We start from the raw sequence: 15,610 nt of genomic DNA, 5'->3' as shown, positions 1-15,610 counted from the left end.
TCAGCCTCCTTCTCCGGAGCGCCGGCGGTCGAGGTAGGTGTTGAGCAGGGCGGCGGCGGTGGCGGCGTCGTCGATCGTCACCACGAACTCCCGGCCGTTGGTGAGGCGGAGCACCACGCCCTCTCCCGAGCGGAGCAGCAGGCCGCTGCCGCCGGGCCGGATGCGGTACCCCCAGCCACCGTACTCGGAGAGCGCCGCGATCGAGCGGCTGGTCGCCTCCGCCGTCCTGTCGAGCGGTATCCGGCGCCGCGCGAACGGCAGCAGGGTCGGCTGGACGGTCAGCCCGCGCCGGTCGACGGTCACCCGTGCGGAGCAACAGCCCACGACCGTCACGCCGCCCGCGCCCATCACCGCACCGCCGAGCGGGCTGCCGAGCGCGGCCTGGAGGATTCCGACGCCCACCAGCAGGCCGCCCAGGAGGGCCATCGGCAGCGAGCTGACGGTGCGTGACCAGCCGGCCCGGACACCGGCGGGCAGGTCGAGGCGGTCCGCGGTACCCGCTGCGGGGCGGGGCGCCGGGACGTCGGGACCGGCCAACAGCCCGGCCAGGACGCCGGCCACGGCCCCCGCCCCCAGCGTGACCGCCATCACCCAGGCCGGGAGCCGTACCGCACCCGGACCGGCGTCACCGGCGTTCCCGGCGTTCCCGAGCAGGATCACGGCCGACGGAACGCCGAGGACGACGGCGGTGAACCAGCCCGTCCCGACGAGTATCCGCCCGCGCCCCGCGGGCACCCCGCGCCGGACCAACAGACCGATGCCGGCGCCGAGCCCCAACAGGACCGCCAGGCACATCACGAGGAACGTCTGCGGCGAGGAGTAGCCGTCGGGCCGGCCGTCGAGGCCGAAGCCGGTGGCGAGCCGGTCGGGCAGCCGGCCGGCGACGCACGCGTAGAGCGCGCCGAGGGCGAGGGTGACGACGATGAACGGCGCGGCGGCGAGCCAGCCCCGCCGGCGGGTGCCGGCGGGTGGGGCGGACACCCCGGATTGCTTCATGACGACCATGGCGACCTCCAGTTGTTCGTACAGTACTAGAACAACCCCGAGAGGACCTCGCGATCACGCATCAATCTCATATCTGAGATACGGTCACCCCATGGCAGACGACTACCTCGTACGCATCGGCAGGCTCATCCGTGACGCCAGGCAACACCGTGGCTGGACACAGACGCAGCTCGCCGAGGCGCTCGGCACCAGCCAGAGTGCGGTCAATCGCATCGAACGCGGCAACCAGAACATCAGCCTTGAGATGATCGCCCGCATCGGCGAAGCCCTGGACAGCGAAATCGTCTCGCTCGGATACGCCGGACCGATGCATCTGCGGGTCGTCGGCGGCCGCCGGCTGTCCGGCAGCATCGACGTCAAGACGAGCAAGAACGCCTGCGTCGCGCTGCTGTGCGCGACGCTGCTCAACGCGGGCCGCACAACTCTGCGGCGGGTGGCCCGTATTGAGGAGGTCTACCGCATCCTGGAGGTGCTGGGCAGCATCGGCGTCCGCACCCGCTGGATCAACGACGGCAACGACCTGGAGATCGTGCCGCCGGCCCAACTCGACCTGGACGCCATGGACATGGAGGCGGCCCGCCGCACCCGCAGCGTCATCATGTTCCTCGGCCCGCTGCTGCACCGGATGGACCACTTCAAGCTGCCCTACGCGGGCGGCTGCGACCTCGGCACCCGGACCGTCACGCCCCACATGACGGCTCTGCGGCACTTCGGTCTGGAGGTCACCGCGACCGACGGCACCTACCTCGCGGAGGTCGACCGCACCGTCGCCCCCAAGCGCGCCATCGTCCTGACCGAACGCGGCGACACCGTCACCGAGAACGCACTGCTGGCCGCCGCGCGGCACGACGGCATCACGGTCATCCGCAACGCCTCCTCCAACTACATGGTCCAGGACCTCTGCTTCTTCCTGGAGGAGCTGGGCGTCCGGGTCGACGGCATCGGCACCACCACCCTCACTGTCCACGGCATCGCCAAGATCGACCGTGATGTGGACTTCGCGCCGTCCGAGGACCCGGTCGAGGCGATGAGCCTGCTGGCGGCGGCCGTCGTCACCGAGTCGGAACTGACGATCCGTCGGGTCCCGGTGGAGTTCCTGGAGATCGAGCTGGCCGTCCTGGAGGAGATGGGCCTGGACCACGAGCGCAGCACGGAGTACCGCGCCGACAACGGCCGTACCCGCCTGATCGACCTGACGGTCCGTCCCTCCAAGCTCCAGGCCCCGATCGACAAGATCCACCCGATGCCCTTCCCAGGCCTCAACATCGACAACGTCCCGTTCTTCGCGGCCATCGCGGCCACCGCCCAGGGCCAGACCCTCATCCACGACTGGGTCTACGACAACCGCGCCATCTACCTCACCGACCTCACCCGGCTCGGCGCCCAGGTCAAACTCCTGGACCCGCACCGCGTCCTGGTCGACGGCCCCACCCGCTGGCGCTCCGCGGAAATGATGTGCCCCCCGGCACTCCGCCCCGCCGTCGTCGTCCTGCTGGCCATGATGGCCGCCGAGGGAACCTCGGTCCTGCGCAACGTCTACGTCATCAACCGCGGCTACGAGGACCTCGCCGAACGCCTGAACTCGATCGGCGCCCAGATCGAAACCTTCCGGGACATCTGAGGAAGGGGAGCGGGCGCCGTCGCGCCCGCTCCGGGCCGTGGCAGGTGATGCCGGAGCGGGTGCAGGGGCGTGGGGCCGACGTCAGAGGGTCAGGGTGATCGCGGCTCCGGTGCCGCCGAGGCCCAGGGCGACGGCGAGGGGGAGCCAGCCGCCCCTGCCCCAGGGGAAGAAGCGGTCGACGGCGAGGCGGCCCGGGCCGAGGGCGGCGACGGCGAGGGCGGCGACGGTGACGCCGAGGCCGTCCTCCACGCCGCCCTGGGTCGTCCACAGCCCGTGGGCGCCGGTGACCGTGGCCATGGCGTTGATCATGACGCCGACGATTGCGGCCGCGGCGAGCGGGGTGAGGAACCCCAGCGCCAGGCCCAGGCCGCCGAGGGCCTCGGAGAGGCCGCAGATCACGGCGAAGACCTTGCCCGGGTGGTAGCCGAGGGCCTCGAAGCCCCGGCCGGTGGCCGCCAGGCCACGGCCGCCGAAGATCCCGAAGAGCTTCTGGGCTCCGTGCCCGGCCATGAGCAGGCCGAAGGTGAGTCGGAGAAGCAGAAGCCCCCAGTCGCCGGCGGAGGACCGGTGTCCGGCGGGGTACTGCGCCATGCGCTCCGCGGGCGGGGACGGCTGGTCGGCGGTCCTCATCTCGTGCTCCGGAGGGGAGGGGAACGGAAGACGGATAGCGGTGGGTCGCCGCAAGGACCGTCCGGCTGCCGTCGGGACGGCTGCGCGGCACCCCGGGCAGCTGCCGGCACCTGCGCGATGACGGTCAGCGGCACGCGTACGTGGTGGTGACGGCGAGGGCGGCGGGGCGCCGACCGGACCCACCGTCGGCTGTTTCTCCCATCATTGTTGGACTTATTGTTCGGTAGGGTCAAGCAAAATGGGATTGATACGTGGAAGTACGTATTTGGCTCAAGAAAATTGGTGATAGGCGCACTACAGTGACGGTGTGGGACTGGATGGCGCGTCGCTGACCTCGCTGGCCGTCCTCGGTGACGACCTCCGCCGCCGCATGTTCCAGTTCGCGCGGCGGGCGCGGCGGCCGGTCACCCGCGAGGAGGTCGCCGACAGCCTGGGGATCTCCCGCAAGCTTGCCGCCTTCCACCTCGACAAGCTGGTGGCGGCGGGGCTGCTGCACACCCACTACGAGTCCGCCGCCGGCATCCACAAGGTCGGCCGCCGGCCGAAGGTGTACGAGCTGGTGGCCGAGGCCATCGCGGTGAGCATCCCCGAGCGCCGCCACGAGATCCTGGCCGGCTTCCTCGCCGAGGCCGTCACCACCGCGGCGGACGGCGAATCGGCCCGCGAGGCCGCACTCCGGGTCGCCCGCGAGCACGGCACGGCGCTGGGGGCGGCCGACCGTGCGCGGATGCGCCCCGGGCGACTGGGGGCCGAGCGCGGACTGAGCCTGGCCGCGGAGAGGCTGGACGCGTTCGGGTTCGAGCCGGAGCGCACCGCCCCCACCGTGCTGCGCCTGTGCAACTGCCCGTTCCATCCGCTGGCCGCCAAGGCCCCGGAGCTCGTCTGCGCCGTCAACCAGGCGTTCCTGGCCGGCTATCTGCGCGGCCTGGGCAGCGACCGGACCCGGGCGGTGCAGGCGCCGCGGCCCGGCTCGTGCTGCGTCGAACTGCGCGGTGACGACGTGGCGGGCCCGCCCCCGGAGGACGACGACGCCGGCGAGCGGTGACTCCGCGGCCCGCCGCGGCGGCGGCCCGCGCGGCGCCGGTCAGCCGCCGGCCCCGGCCGGCCGGCGCCCCGCCTCGCGGTACAACTCCTTCGCGATCAGGGACCGTTGGACCTCCGTGGCGCCCTCGTAGATGCGCGGGGCGCGGACCTCGCGGTAGAGGTGCTCCAGGAGGTGGCCGCGGCACAGGGCGCGGGCGCCGTGGATCTGGACGGCGGCGTCGACGACGTCCTGCGCGGTCTCCGTGGCCAGGAGCTTGGCCATCGCCGCGCGGCGGGCGATGTCCGGGGCGCCGCGGTCGTAGGCGGCCGCGGCCGCGTACACCAGGAGCCGGGCGGCCTCGATACGGGTGGCCATCTCGGCGAGCCGGTGGCCGACGGACTGGAGGTCCTTGAGCGGCCCGCCGAACGCGGTACGGGTGCCGGCGTGCGCCAGCGCGGCGTCCAGCGCTGCCTGCGCCATGCCGACCGCGAACGCGCCGACGCTGGGCCGGAAGAGGTTCAGCGTGCGCATCGCCACGCCGAAGCCGCCACCGACCTCCCCGAGCACGTCGTCGGCGGTCACCGGCGTGCCGTCGAAGACCAGGGTGCCGATGGGGTGCGGGCTGAGCATGTCCAGCGGTTCGCCGGACAGCCCCGGGCGATCGGCGGGGACGAGGAAGGCGGTGATGCCGCGGGCCCCGCCGGCGCCGCCGGTGCGGGCGAAGACGGTGGCGAAGTCGGCCTCGGGGGCGTTGGAGATCCAGCACTTCTCACCGGACAGCCGCCAGCGGCCGGGGCCGTCGGGTGCGGCGGCCAGGGCGAGTGCCGCGGCGTCCGAGCCGGCGCCCGGCTCGCTCAGCGCGAAGGCCGCGACCGCCCGGCCGGCCGTCACCTCCGGCAGCCAGCGGGCCCGTTGGGCGTCCGTCCCGGACTGGACGATCGGGCCGGCCCCCAGTCCCTGGAGCGCCAGGGCGGTCTCCGCCTCCGTGCACTCCTGGGCCAGCGACTCCCGCAGCAGGCACAGGTCCAGCGCCCGCGGGCTGCCGCCGTCGGGGAAGAGCCGGTCCAGCAGGCCGAGTTCGCCGAGGGCGGCGACCAGCGGGCGGTTGACCCGGCCCGGTTCCCCCTTCTCCGCCAGGGGGCGCAGCCGTTCGGCCGTGCGGGCGCGCAGCCGGGCGCACCACTCCTGTTGCTCCGGTCCCAGTGCGAATGCGGTCACGAGGCGACTCCCCTGGTAGCGGTACCGGACGCGGCGACGGCCCGGCGACCTGTTATCGCGGTCTGTTGACTGCCGTCACGAAGACGTTACGCTGACGAGCATCCGTACGGCAGTCCTCCCGGTCCCCTCCCCCACACCTCCACCCCTCCCCGGCCGCCCGGCGGCCACCCGGCGCAAGGGGGCGCACCCCGCATGGAGCTACGGTCCTCGGCCCACACCGACACCTTCACCCGCGACCGGCTGCCGCCGCCCGAGCAGTGGCCGCACCTCACCGACCTGGGCTATCCCGACCGGTTGAACTGCGGCGCGGAGCTCCTCGACGCGACCATCGCCCGGCTGGGCGGGGACCGGCCCGCGGTCCGCGACGCCCACGGCGAGGTGTGGTCCTACGAGGAACTGCGGACGCGGGTCGACGCCATCGCGCATCTCCTGACCGGCCCGCTGGGCGTCGTGCCGGGCAACCGCGTCCTGCTGCGCGGCCCCACCACGCCCTGGCTGGCGGCCTGCTGGCTCGCCGTCATGAAGGCCGGCGCGGTGGCGGTGACGGTCCTGGCGGCGCACCGGCCGGACGAACTCGCCACGATCTGCCGGATCGCCCGGGTCCGGCACGCGCTGTGCGAGGCCGGAGCGGTCGGCGACCTGGTCCGCGCCGGGGTCCCGGAGCTGCGGATCACGACGTACGGCGGTGACGGCCCGGACGACCTGGTGCGCCGCGCGCGGCCCGGCGGCGCACCGTACCCGGCGGTGCCGACCGCCGCCGACGACGTCGCGCTGGTCGCCTTCACCTCGGGCACCACCGGCCGCCCCAAGGGGTGCCTGCACTTCCACCGCGATGTGCTGGCCGTCGCGGACACCTTCTCGGCGCAGGTGCTGCGACCGCGCCCGGACGACGTGTTCGCCGGCAGCCCGCCGCTCGGCTTCACCTTCGGGCTTGGCGGACTGGTGGTCTTCCCGCTGCGGGCCGGGGCCTCGGCGTACCTGGCCGACTGGGGCGGGCCCCGGCGACTGCTCCGCGACGTCGCGGCCCACCGGATCTCCGTGCTGTTCACCGCGCCGACCGCCTACCGGGCGATGCTGGCCGAACTCGACGGCCACGACCTGTCCTCGCTGCGCCGCTGTGTCTCGGCCGGCGAGAACCTGCCCGCCGCCACCTGGCGTTCCTGGTACGAGGCGACCGGACTGCGGATCATCAACGGGATAGGCGCCACCGAACTGCTGCACATCTTCCTGTCCGCCGCCGATGACGCCATACGGCCCGGAACGACGGGACTGCCGGTGCCCGGCTACGAGGCGCGGGTGGTCGGCCCGGACGGCCGCCCGGTGCCGGACGGCACGCCGGGGCTGCTCGCGGTCCGCGGCCCGACCGGCTGCCGCTACCTCGCCGACGACCGGCAGACCGGCTACGTCCGCGACGGCTGGAACCTCACCGGCGACACCTATGTCCGGGACCGGGACGGCTACTTCCGCTATGTGGCCCGCGCGGACGACATGATCATCTCGGCCGGGTACAACATCGCCGGCCCCGAGGTGGAGGACGCCCTGCTGCGGCACCCCGACGTCGCCGAGGCGGCGGTGGTCGGCCGGCCCGACGCGGACCGCGGCGAGATCGTCGTCGCCCATGTGGTGCTGCGCGACGGCGTACCGCCCGGCGAGGGGACCGTCGCGGCGCTGCGCGCCTTCGTCAAGTCCCGTATCGCGCCCTACAAGTGCCCGCGCGAAGTGGTCCTCCACACCGCGCTGCCGCGCACCCCGACCGGCAAGCTCCAGCGCTTCCGGCTGCGCGAGCGGCATCTAGAGTGAACCGGTGAACGACGAGCATGCCCAGGCCACCCCGCGGTCCCTGATCGTCACCCTGTACGGGGCCTACGGACGCGGCGGAGCGGAGACCTCCGGCGGGCGGCCGCCCGGCCCGGTGCCGGTGGCCGCGCTGATCCGGCTGCTCGGCGTGCTCGGCGTGGATCCGCCGTCGGTGCGCTCGGCGGTCTCCCGGCTCAAGCGCCGCGGACTGCTGGTCCCGGAGCGCACCCCCGCCGGCGCCGCGGCGTACGGGCTCTCCGACGCGGGCCGCCAACTGCTGGCCGACGGCGACCGCAGGATATTCGGCCGGCCCGCCGGCCCACCGCAGGGATGGGTACTGGCCGTCTTCTCCGTCCCCGAGGAGGAGCGGCACAAGCGCCATCTGCTGCGCTCCCGGCTGGCCCGGCTGGGCTTCGGCACCGCGGCCCCCGGAGTGTGGATCGCCCCCGCGCACCTCTACGAGGAGACCCGGCACACCCTGGAACGGCTGCAACTGGCCGACTATGTGGACCTGTTCACGGGCGACCACGCCGGTTTCACGCCCACCGCGCAGGCCGTGGCGCGCTGGTGGGACCTGGACGCGCTGGCCGCCCGACACCGCGCCTTCCTGTCCGTACACGAACCGGTCCTGGCCCGCTGGACCCGGCGCCGCACGCTGCCCCCCGAGGCCGCCTACCACGACTATCTGCTCGCCCTGGACGCCTGGCGGCGCCTGCCGTACGCCGATCCCGGCCTGCCCCCGCACCTGCTGCCGGCGGGCTGGCCCGGCGGCCGCGCGGCCGAGGTGTTCGCCCGGCTGCACTCCCGACTGCGGGACGCCGGCGCCCGCTACGCACACGAGGCGATGGCCGGGCCGCACCGCACCCAGGACACCGGCTGACCCGCCCCGCTCCCGGCCTGGTCCACCGGGCGGGCGGCCCCGCCGTGTCCTCGTACGTCCCGCACCATCGCCTCCGGCCCGTGGCCCCGGTGTTCCCCCTGGGCCGCGGGCCCTCCCCGTGCCTACGGCAGGCGGCGCCGCCGCTGCTGCGCGCCCACCGGGACGGCGGCGGCCCGGCGCTGCCGGACGACCGGCCCGGCGGCCGTCGACGGCCGCGGCCGGGCGGCGGCGATCACCGACACCACGTCCTTGAAGGAGCTGCACATCCGCGTCCCGGCCACCGCGGCGAGTTCGCCGAAGGTGCCGCTGCCGTAGGTGACCGCGACCGGTTCCATGCGCGCGGTCACCGCCATCCGCATGTCCCCCACGGTGTCCCCGACGTAGGCGCTCTGCCAGGCCGGGACCCCCAGCCGGCCGGCCGCGCGCAGCACCATCTCCGGGTGCGGCTTGCCGCGCCGGACCATGTCCTGGCCGATGACCGGGCCGACCAGGTCGCGGATGCCCATCACGTCGAGCAGGGACTCGGCGGCGCGGGTGGTCTTGGAGGTGGCGACGGCGAGTTCGACGCCGTGTGCGCGCAGCGCGGACAGCCCGGCCGTCACTCCGGGATAGAGCAACTGCGGCCCCTGGCACAGGACCTCGTAGGAGAACAGCTCACGGTAGCGGGAGATCGCGGCCTGCACCCGGCCGTCGTCCTCGGGCCGGCCCAGCAGGCGTCCGAACGCGGCGGCCGGGGGCTTGCCGATGGCAGCGGCCGCCTGCCGCGCGGTCACCGAACAGCCCTGCTCCTTGGCCACCTTGATCAGCAGTTTGCTGATCGCGGGCAGGGTGTTGGCGAGGGTGCCGTCCAGGTCGAAGACGGCGGCCCTGAGCGCCTCACCGCCGGCGCTCCGCGCGCCTCTCACAGGACGTTCGCCGACTTCCATTGATACGCGCATGGATGGGGACCTTTCCGGGTTCCGATGGGTGCGGGGCTCGGGTGACTGGACGGGCTCAGCTGGTCGGGCGGGCCTGTGGTCGACGACTGTGGCGGCAGAGGCGGTCTCGCCGTGGGGCACCGCTGTCCAAGGGCGGTACGCGACCGTCGGGGCGGCGGCATCGGAAGGGATCGTCCCGTTTACCGCCTTCGGAGATTTAAAAACCGCCTGCGCTGTTTGTCAATGCGCCTTAGCCCCTCTCTGACGCTCGACGACGTGCCCCCTTGAGGCCAGACCCCATCCGCCCCAGGCGCCCACCCGGCGGTCGGATCCGGTCCGTTGAACGAGCGATCACTTCCCGACAGGGCAGGGTGGATCCGGCCATTTCCCTTCACCATAGCGAACCGCATGGTTGGTTTTCTCTGTAGACTGCAAAGACGTTGCAGTCGTACGAGAGACGGGACGGACACCGTGCCCACGCAGCATCGCGCCATCCAGAGCCGTCAGGCGCTCATCCGCTCGGCCGCAGAGACCTTCCTGGAAAAGGGAGTGCCCGCCGCGGGCATGGTCGAGATCAGCCGGCGGGCCCGGCTCAGCAAGGGCGCCCTCTACTTCCACTTCACGTCCAAGGACGACCTGACCCTCGCGGTACGGGACGCCGCCCTGGCCTCCCTCAACGACATCGAGGAGGGCTTCCTGCGCTCCCCCGAGCCGCTGACCGTCGCCGTCCGCGACTTCGCCGTCGAGCTGTTCGGCCGGGTGCAGTCGGACGCGGTGCTGCGCGCCGGACTGCGGCTGCGCCCGGAGACCGCGCCCGGTCTGGACATCCACGCCCTGGAGCAGCGCTGGTACACGCTCTTCCTCGACAAGGCGGTGACCTGCGGCACGGGCGCACCGGTCGGTGTCGGCGGCGGCCTCCCCGACCCGCACCCCTCGGACGCCGAACCCCGCCGCACCGCCCAGCTGCTGACGTCGGTCGTGGTGGGCCTGCTGCACCTGGGCGGCAGCGACCGGACGTGGTGGGACACGGAGGCGGTCACCGGACTGTGGGGACTGCTGCCGGCCACGTCGGACCGCGTCGCGACCGCCGGGATCCCGGCACCGGCCCAGGTCCCGGCCGGCTGACCACCTCGCGCAGCCGCACGGCTTCAGGGCGGTCCGCACCCCCGCCCCGTATCCCGGTCCGGATCCCGTACCGCCCGCGCAACTCCCCCTGTATCGGCTCGACATGGCGTCCCGGGCGCCGTCCAGGAGCATCTCGACGGCCCGCGTCCGCCGGCTGCTCACTCCAGTCCGGCCGCGCTGTATCGCCGTACGGAAACCGACCGCGGGAGCCGCGGAGGCCGCCGAACCTCCGACGGGGCCCGGCCCGGCTCCGCGTCGCCGCGCGCGGGCTCCTCGACGGCCGCCGCCCCGGCCGCTGTTGACCACTGTTGCCGGCTCCGGCCGACCACGCAGTCGGCTTCCTTGCGCTCCGTCTGCGACCCTTCTGCGAGCCACTCGCGATGCGCTTGAGATGCGCTTGAGATCCGGAGGGCGCGGGCAGCGGTGTCCGTCAGTTCAGGGTGAGGCGGGGTTTCGGGGCGTCGGTGCGGCCGGTGGGCGGGATGCGGCTGCCCGCCTGGTAGGGGAGCGGCCAGGAGGCACCCGGGCCGGTGTAGCCCTGTTCGGCGGCGGCGTGCAGGGTCCAGTGCGGGTCGTAGAGGTGAGGGCGGGCCAGGGCGCACAGGTCGGCGCGGCCGGCCAGGATCAGGGAGTTGACGTCGTCCCAGGAGGAGATGGCGCCGACGGCGATGACCGGCATGCCGAGGGTGTTGCGGATCCGGTCGGCGAACGGGGTCTGGTAGGAGCGGCCGAAGTCGGGGCGCTCGTGGGGCACGACCTGGCCGGTGGAGACGTCGATGGCGTCGGCGCCGTGCTCGGCGAAGGCGGCCGCGATGGCCACCGCGTCGTCGGGGGTGGTGCCCCCGTCCGCCCAGTCGGTGGCGGAGATCCGGACGGTCATCGGGCGGTCCGCCGGCCATTGTTCGCGGACCGCGTCGAAGACTTCGAGGGGGAAGCGGAGCCGGCCGGCGAGGGAACCGCCGTAGGCGTCGGTGCGGTGGTTGGTGAGCGGGGAGAGGAAGCCGGAGAGCAGATAGCCGTGCGCGCAGTGGAGTTCGAGGAGGTCGAAGCCGGCGCGGGCGGCGGAGGCGGCCGAGGCGGCGAACTGCTCGCGCACGGCGGCCAGTTCGGTGGCCGTCAGGGCCTGCGGGGTCTGGTTGACGCCCGGGCGGTACGGCAGGGCGGAGGGGGCGACAAGCGGCCAGTTGCCGTCCGGGAGCGGCTGGTCGATGCCCTCCCACATGCGCCGGGTGGAGCCCTTGCGGCCGGAGTGGCCGAGCTGGACGCCGAGGGCGGTGCCGGGCGCCTGGGCGTGGACGAAGTCGGCGACGCGGCGCCAGGCCCGTTCGTGCTCGGGCGCGTACAGGCCGCTGCAGGCCGGGGTGATCCGCCCCTCGGGGCTGACGCAGACCATCTCGGTCATCACCAGGCCGGCGCCGCCGAGCGCGCGCGAGCCGAGGTGGACGAGGTGGAAGTCGCCGGGGGTGCCGTCGACGGCGGAGTACATGTCCATCGGGGAGACCACGACCCGGTTGCGCAGGGTCAGTCCGCGCAGCCGGAAGGGGGTGAACATCGGCGGCGTCCCGGCGGGGACGCGGGCCTCGGCGGCCACCGCGTCGGTGAACTCCGCATCGCGCAGCCGCAGATTGCCGTGGGTGACGCGGCGGCTGCGGGTGAGCAGGTTGAAGGCGAACTGGTGCGGCGGCTGGCCGGTGTAGGTGGCCAGGTCCTCGAACCATGCGAGGCTGGCGCGGGCGGCGCGCTGGGTGGAGGCCACGACGGGGCGGCGCTCGGCCTCGTAGGCGGTGAGGGCGCCCGGGACGGTGGGCTGTTCGCGGAGGCAGGCGGCGAGGGCGAGGGCGTCCTCGACCGCGAGTTTGGTGCCGGAGCCGATGGAGAAGTGGGCGGTGTGCGCGGCGTCGCCGAGCAGCACGATCCGGCCGTGCGACCAGCGCTCGTTGACGACCGTGCGGAAGGCGATCCAGCTGGAGTTGTTGGTGCGCAGCGGGCGGCCGCGCAGGGTGCCGGCGAAGAGCCCGGCGCACCAGGCGGCCGAGGCGGTCTCGTCGAGGGCGTCCAGGCCGTTGGCGCGCCAGACCTCCTCGCGCATCTCGACGATGACGGTGCTGGCGCCGGCGTCCGCGTCGGCGCCGGGTCCATCGGGCCGGGCGGGCGACGGGCGGGCATAGGGGTAGGCGTGGAGTTGGGCGATTCCGTGGCCGGTGTCGGCGATCTCGAAGCGGAAGGCGTCCAGGGCGAAGTCGGCGGAGAGCCAGATGTAGCGGCAGCGGTGGGTGGTCAGCCGCGGGCGGAAGACGTCGGCGTGGGCGGTGCGGGTGGTGCTGTGCACGCCGTCGGCGGCGATCACCAGGTCGTGGTCGCGGGCGAGTTCGGCGGCCGGCGGGGCCTCGGTGCGGAAGAGCAGCCGGACGCCCAGCGCGCGGCAGCGGTCGTGGAGGACGGCCAGCAGCCGGCGGCGGCCGAGGGCGGCGAAGCCGTGGCCGCCGGAGGTGAGGGTGCGGCCGCGGTGCACGATGTCGATGTCGTCCCAGCGCACGAACTCCGCCTGCAGCGCGCCGTAGACGACCGGGTCGGCGTGCTCGATGCCGCCGAGGGTCTGGTCGGAGAGGACGACACCGAAGCCGAAGGTGTCGTCGGGGGCGTTGCGCTCCCAGACGGTGATCTCGCGCTCCGGGTCGAGGCGTTTGAGGAGGGCCGCGGCGTAGAGCCCGCCGGGGCCGCCGCCGAGGACGGCGACCTTCAGGGGCCGCGGCTCCTGGCCCACGGGCGCGCTCACCTGCCCTGCCACTCGGGCGGCCGCTTCGCCGTGAAGGCGGCGTGGAACTCGGCGTAGTCGGCGCTGTTCATCAGCAGTGCCTGGGTGTTGGCGTCGAGTTCGACGGCGGCGGCCAGCGGCATGTCGAGTTCGGCGGTGAGCAGTGCCTTGGTCTGGGCGTGGGCCAGGGCCGGGCCGTCGGCGAGCCGGCGGGCGAGGGCGGCGGCCCGCTCGTCGGCGCGCCCTTCCTCGGCCAACTCGCTGATCAGGCCGAGTCGTTCGGCCTCGGGGGCGCGGACCGGGTCGCCGAGCATCAGCACCCGGGTGGCGTGGCCGAGGCCGATGACGCGGGGCAGCAGGTAGGCCGCACCCATGTCGCCGCCGGAAAGGCCGACCCGGGTGAAGAGGAAGGCGAAGCGGGCGGAGGGGTCGGCGACCCGGAAGTCGGCGGCCAGGGCGAGCACCGCGCCGGCGCCGGCGGCCACGCCGTGGACGGCCGCGACGACCGGGAACGGGCACTCCCGGATGGCCCGGACGACCTGCCCGGTCATCCGGTTGAAGTCCAGGAGCTGGGCGGTGTCCATGCCGAGGGTGACACCGATGATCTCCTCGACGTCACCGCCGGAGCAGAAGCCGCGGCCCTCGCCGGCCAGGACCAGGGCGCGGACGGAGCGCTCCCGGGAGAGTTCGGCGAGCAGGTCGCGGAGGTCGGCGTAGGACTCGAAGGTGAGCGCGTTGAGCTTCTCGGGGCGGGCGAGCGTGACGGTGGCGACGCCGTCCTCTCTGGTGACCCGGATGTGCTGCCATGCGCCGGTGCTGCGGGCGGATCCTGCGAACGGGCTCATCGGTCTGCCTGCCCCCTTCAGCCGGACGGCTGGTGCGTGCGGTGGCCGCGGATGCGGTGGCGGTGCGGGACGCGCGAAATGCCCTTCGAAGCTATCACTCGTTTGTGACCGTCGTCATGAGGGCGCGATATTCGGGCGGGTGGGGGCGGGCTGCGCGTCGGGCGCGGTCGTCCGGGGGGCCGGGGGCGCGGACGGTCAGGGAGCCCCGGTTGCCGTGCCGGCGGAGGACGCTGCCGTGCCGTGGTGGCCGGTGCCATCGGTGGTGTCGGCGACTACTGCGGGTTCGGCGGCGGTCCCGACTCCTGCCGCGATCTCGGCCTTGTCCCCGTCCCCGTCCCCGAGGCGCGAATGCCGGCGTCCGTAGACCGCGTAGAGCACCAGGCCGACGGCGAGGAAGCCGGCGAACTGGAGCCAGACGGCCGGGCCGGTGCCGTAGACGAGGTAGCCGCAGAAGGCGACGCCGAGCAGGGGGCTGAGCGGGAAGAGCGGGACGCGGAAGCGGCGCGGCAGGGCGGGCCGGGTGCGGCGCAGCACCAGCACGCTGACGTTGACCACCGCCATGACGGCAAGGGTGCCGACGCTGCTGAGGTTCATCACCATGTCCAGCGGGACGACCGCGGCCGGGACGGCGAAGACGGCGGCGACGATCCAGGTGTTGGCGACGGGCGTGGCGGTCCGGGGCGAGATCCGCGCGAAGACCCCCGGGACCAGGCCGTCCCGCGCCATCGACATCAGGATGCGGGTCTGGCCGTACATCACGGCCAGGACGACGGAGGCGATGGCGACGACCGCGCCGAAGGCGATCACCGTGCCGCCGATGCCGGAGTGGGTGACCCGGTCGACGATCAGCGACAGCGCGGCGGGGCGGCCCGCGACCTGGTCGGCCGAGAGCGCACCGATGGCGGCCAGCGCGACCAGGCAGTACAGGACGGTGACCACCCCGATGCAGACCATGATCGCGACGGGGACGTCCCGGCGCGGGTTCCGGGCCTCCTCGCCGGCGGTGGTGATCGAGTCGAAGCCGATGTACGAGAAGAACGCGACGGAGGCGCCGGAGGTGATCCCGGCCAGGCCCTCCGGGGCGAACGGGGAGAGGTTTCCGCTGCGGAACGCGCCGAAGCCGATCACGCAGAAGAGCACCAGCACCGCCAGCTTGAGCAGCGCCATCGCGGCGGTGGCCCGGGCGCTCTCCCGGACCCCGCGGACCAGCAGCACCGCGGCCAGCACCACCACGACCACGGCCGGGAGGTTGACGACACCGCCCGCGCCGGGCGGGTTGGCGAGCGCGGCGGGCAGCTGCCAGCCGGTGAGGCTGCCGAGCAGCTGGTTGAGGTACTGGCCCCAGCCGACGGCGACCGCCGAGACCGAGACGCCGTATTCGAGCAGCAGGCACCAACCGACGAGGAAGGCGGTGCGCTCGCCGAGGGTGGCGTAGGCGTAGGAGTACGAGCTGCCGGAGACCGGGATCGCGCCGCCCAGCTCGGCGAAGGAGAAGGCGGTGAGGACGCAGGTGACGGCCGCCAGTACGAAGGAGACGACGACCGCGGGGCCGGCCTGGGCGACGGTGTCGGAGAGGCCGACGAAGATGCCGGTGCCGACGATGGCGCCGACGCCGAAGCAGATGAGCTGGAAGAGACCCATGCTGCGCCGCAGGCCGTGGCCGTGGAGATCCGCTCCGGATTCGGCGATGAGCAGGTCGGGGGACTTGATGCGCAGTCCGGACGCGCCTGGGCGGGGCATGGGGCGGTTCTCTCTCTGGTGGTGCGAGGCGCGGCGGCGCGGGTGGGCCGGGC

Annotated in this window: 12 protein-coding genes; 5 read left to right on the top strand and 7 right to left on the bottom strand. The window is 73.8% G+C overall.

What is annotated here, in order from left to right:
- Nucleotides 1–996 (bottom strand): DUF1648 domain-containing protein, encoded by a 996-nt coding sequence (locus K2224_RS35490; RefSeq protein WP_260693668.1) that lies wholly within the window; start codon nt 994–996, stop codon nt 1–3.
- Nucleotides 997–1,096: 100 nt separating this feature from the next.
- Between K2224_RS35490 and K2224_RS35485 the strand changes: the two genes are divergently transcribed.
- Nucleotides 1,097–2,626 (top strand): UDP-N-acetylglucosamine 1-carboxyvinyltransferase, encoded by a 1,530-nt coding sequence (locus K2224_RS35485; RefSeq protein ID WP_221911221.1) that lies wholly within the window; start codon nt 1,097–1,099, stop codon nt 2,624–2,626.
- An 81-nt stretch (nt 2,627–2,707) separates the two neighbouring features.
- Here the strand turns inward: K2224_RS35485 and K2224_RS35480 are convergent, their stop codons facing one another.
- The gene (locus K2224_RS35480) at nt 2,708–3,256 is read right to left on the bottom strand and encodes a DoxX family protein (RefSeq protein WP_221911220.1); all 549 of its coding nucleotides are present in this window, start codon (nt 3,254–3,256) and stop codon (nt 2,708–2,710) included.
- A 307-nt stretch (nt 3,257–3,563) separates the two neighbouring features.
- Here K2224_RS35480 and K2224_RS35475 point away from each other — a divergent pair, with 307 nt between their 5' ends.
- Nucleotides 3,564–4,301, top strand: a complete 738-nt coding sequence (locus K2224_RS35475; RefSeq protein WP_221911219.1) for a metalloregulator ArsR/SmtB family transcription factor — start codon at nt 3,564–3,566, stop codon at nt 4,299–4,301.
- A gap of 39 nt (nt 4,302–4,340) precedes the next feature.
- Here K2224_RS35475 and K2224_RS35470 read toward each other — a convergent pair whose 3' ends face one another.
- A complete protein-coding gene (locus tag K2224_RS35470) occupies nt 4,341–5,498 on the bottom strand; it encodes an acyl-CoA dehydrogenase family protein (RefSeq protein ID WP_221911218.1) in 1,158 nt (385 codons plus the stop codon).
- A 192-nt stretch (nt 5,499–5,690) separates the two neighbouring features.
- Here K2224_RS35470 and K2224_RS35465 point away from each other — a divergent pair, with 192 nt between their 5' ends.
- Both K2224_RS35465 and K2224_RS35460 read left to right on the top strand, forming a co-directional pair.
- Complete coding sequence (locus K2224_RS35465; RefSeq protein ID WP_221911217.1) at nt 5,691–7,298, top strand: AMP-binding protein; 1,608 nt, start codon at nt 5,691–5,693, stop codon at nt 7,296–7,298.
- A 4-nt stretch (nt 7,299–7,302) separates the two neighbouring features.
- Nucleotides 7,303–8,175, top strand: a complete 873-nt coding sequence (locus K2224_RS35460) for a PaaX family transcriptional regulator C-terminal domain-containing protein (protein WP_221911216.1) — start codon at nt 7,303–7,305, stop codon at nt 8,173–8,175.
- Between the two features lie 122 nt (nt 8,176–8,297).
- Here K2224_RS35460 and K2224_RS35455 read toward each other — a convergent pair whose 3' ends face one another.
- Entirely contained in the window at nt 8,298–9,080 is a 783-nt protein-coding gene (locus K2224_RS35455; protein WP_260693667.1) for an HAD family hydrolase, read from the bottom strand.
- Between the two features lie 483 nt (nt 9,081–9,563).
- On the opposite strand from K2224_RS35455, the gene K2224_RS35450 reads away from it, so the two are divergent.
- Complete coding sequence (locus K2224_RS35450) at nt 9,564–10,217, top strand: TetR/AcrR family transcriptional regulator (protein WP_221911215.1); 654 nt, start codon at nt 9,564–9,566, stop codon at nt 10,215–10,217.
- 430 nt (nt 10,218–10,647) lie between these two features.
- On the opposite strand, the gene K2224_RS35445 is transcribed toward K2224_RS35450, so the two are convergent.
- From K2224_RS35445 to K2224_RS35435, 3 genes are all read right to left on the bottom strand, one after another.
- A complete protein-coding gene (locus K2224_RS35445) occupies nt 10,648–12,993 on the bottom strand; it encodes a bifunctional salicylyl-CoA 5-hydroxylase/oxidoreductase (RefSeq protein WP_260693666.1) in 2,346 nt (781 codons plus the stop codon).
- Nucleotides 12,990–13,817, bottom strand: coding sequence for an enoyl-CoA hydratase family protein (locus tag K2224_RS35440; protein ID WP_221911214.1), 828 nt, complete (start codon nt 13,815–13,817; stop codon nt 12,990–12,992). The genes K2224_RS35445 and K2224_RS35440 overlap by 4 nt, the downstream gene beginning before the upstream one ends.
- Nucleotides 13,818–14,012: 195 nt before the next feature.
- Nucleotides 14,013–15,557: an amino acid permease gene (locus tag K2224_RS35435; RefSeq protein ID WP_260693665.1), complete on the bottom strand. Its 1,545-nt coding sequence runs from the start codon at nt 15,555–15,557 to the stop codon at nt 14,013–14,015.
- Between the last annotated feature and the right edge of the window lie 53 nt (nt 15,558–15,610).

It is taken from the genome of Streptomyces sp. BHT-5-2, from assembly GCF_019774615.1.
Taxonomy (GTDB): Bacteria; Actinomycetota; Actinomycetes; order Streptomycetales; family Streptomycetaceae; genus Streptomyces.
Note: the sequence above shows the minus strand (reverse complement) of the source record. Positions and strands in the feature narration are given on the sequence as shown.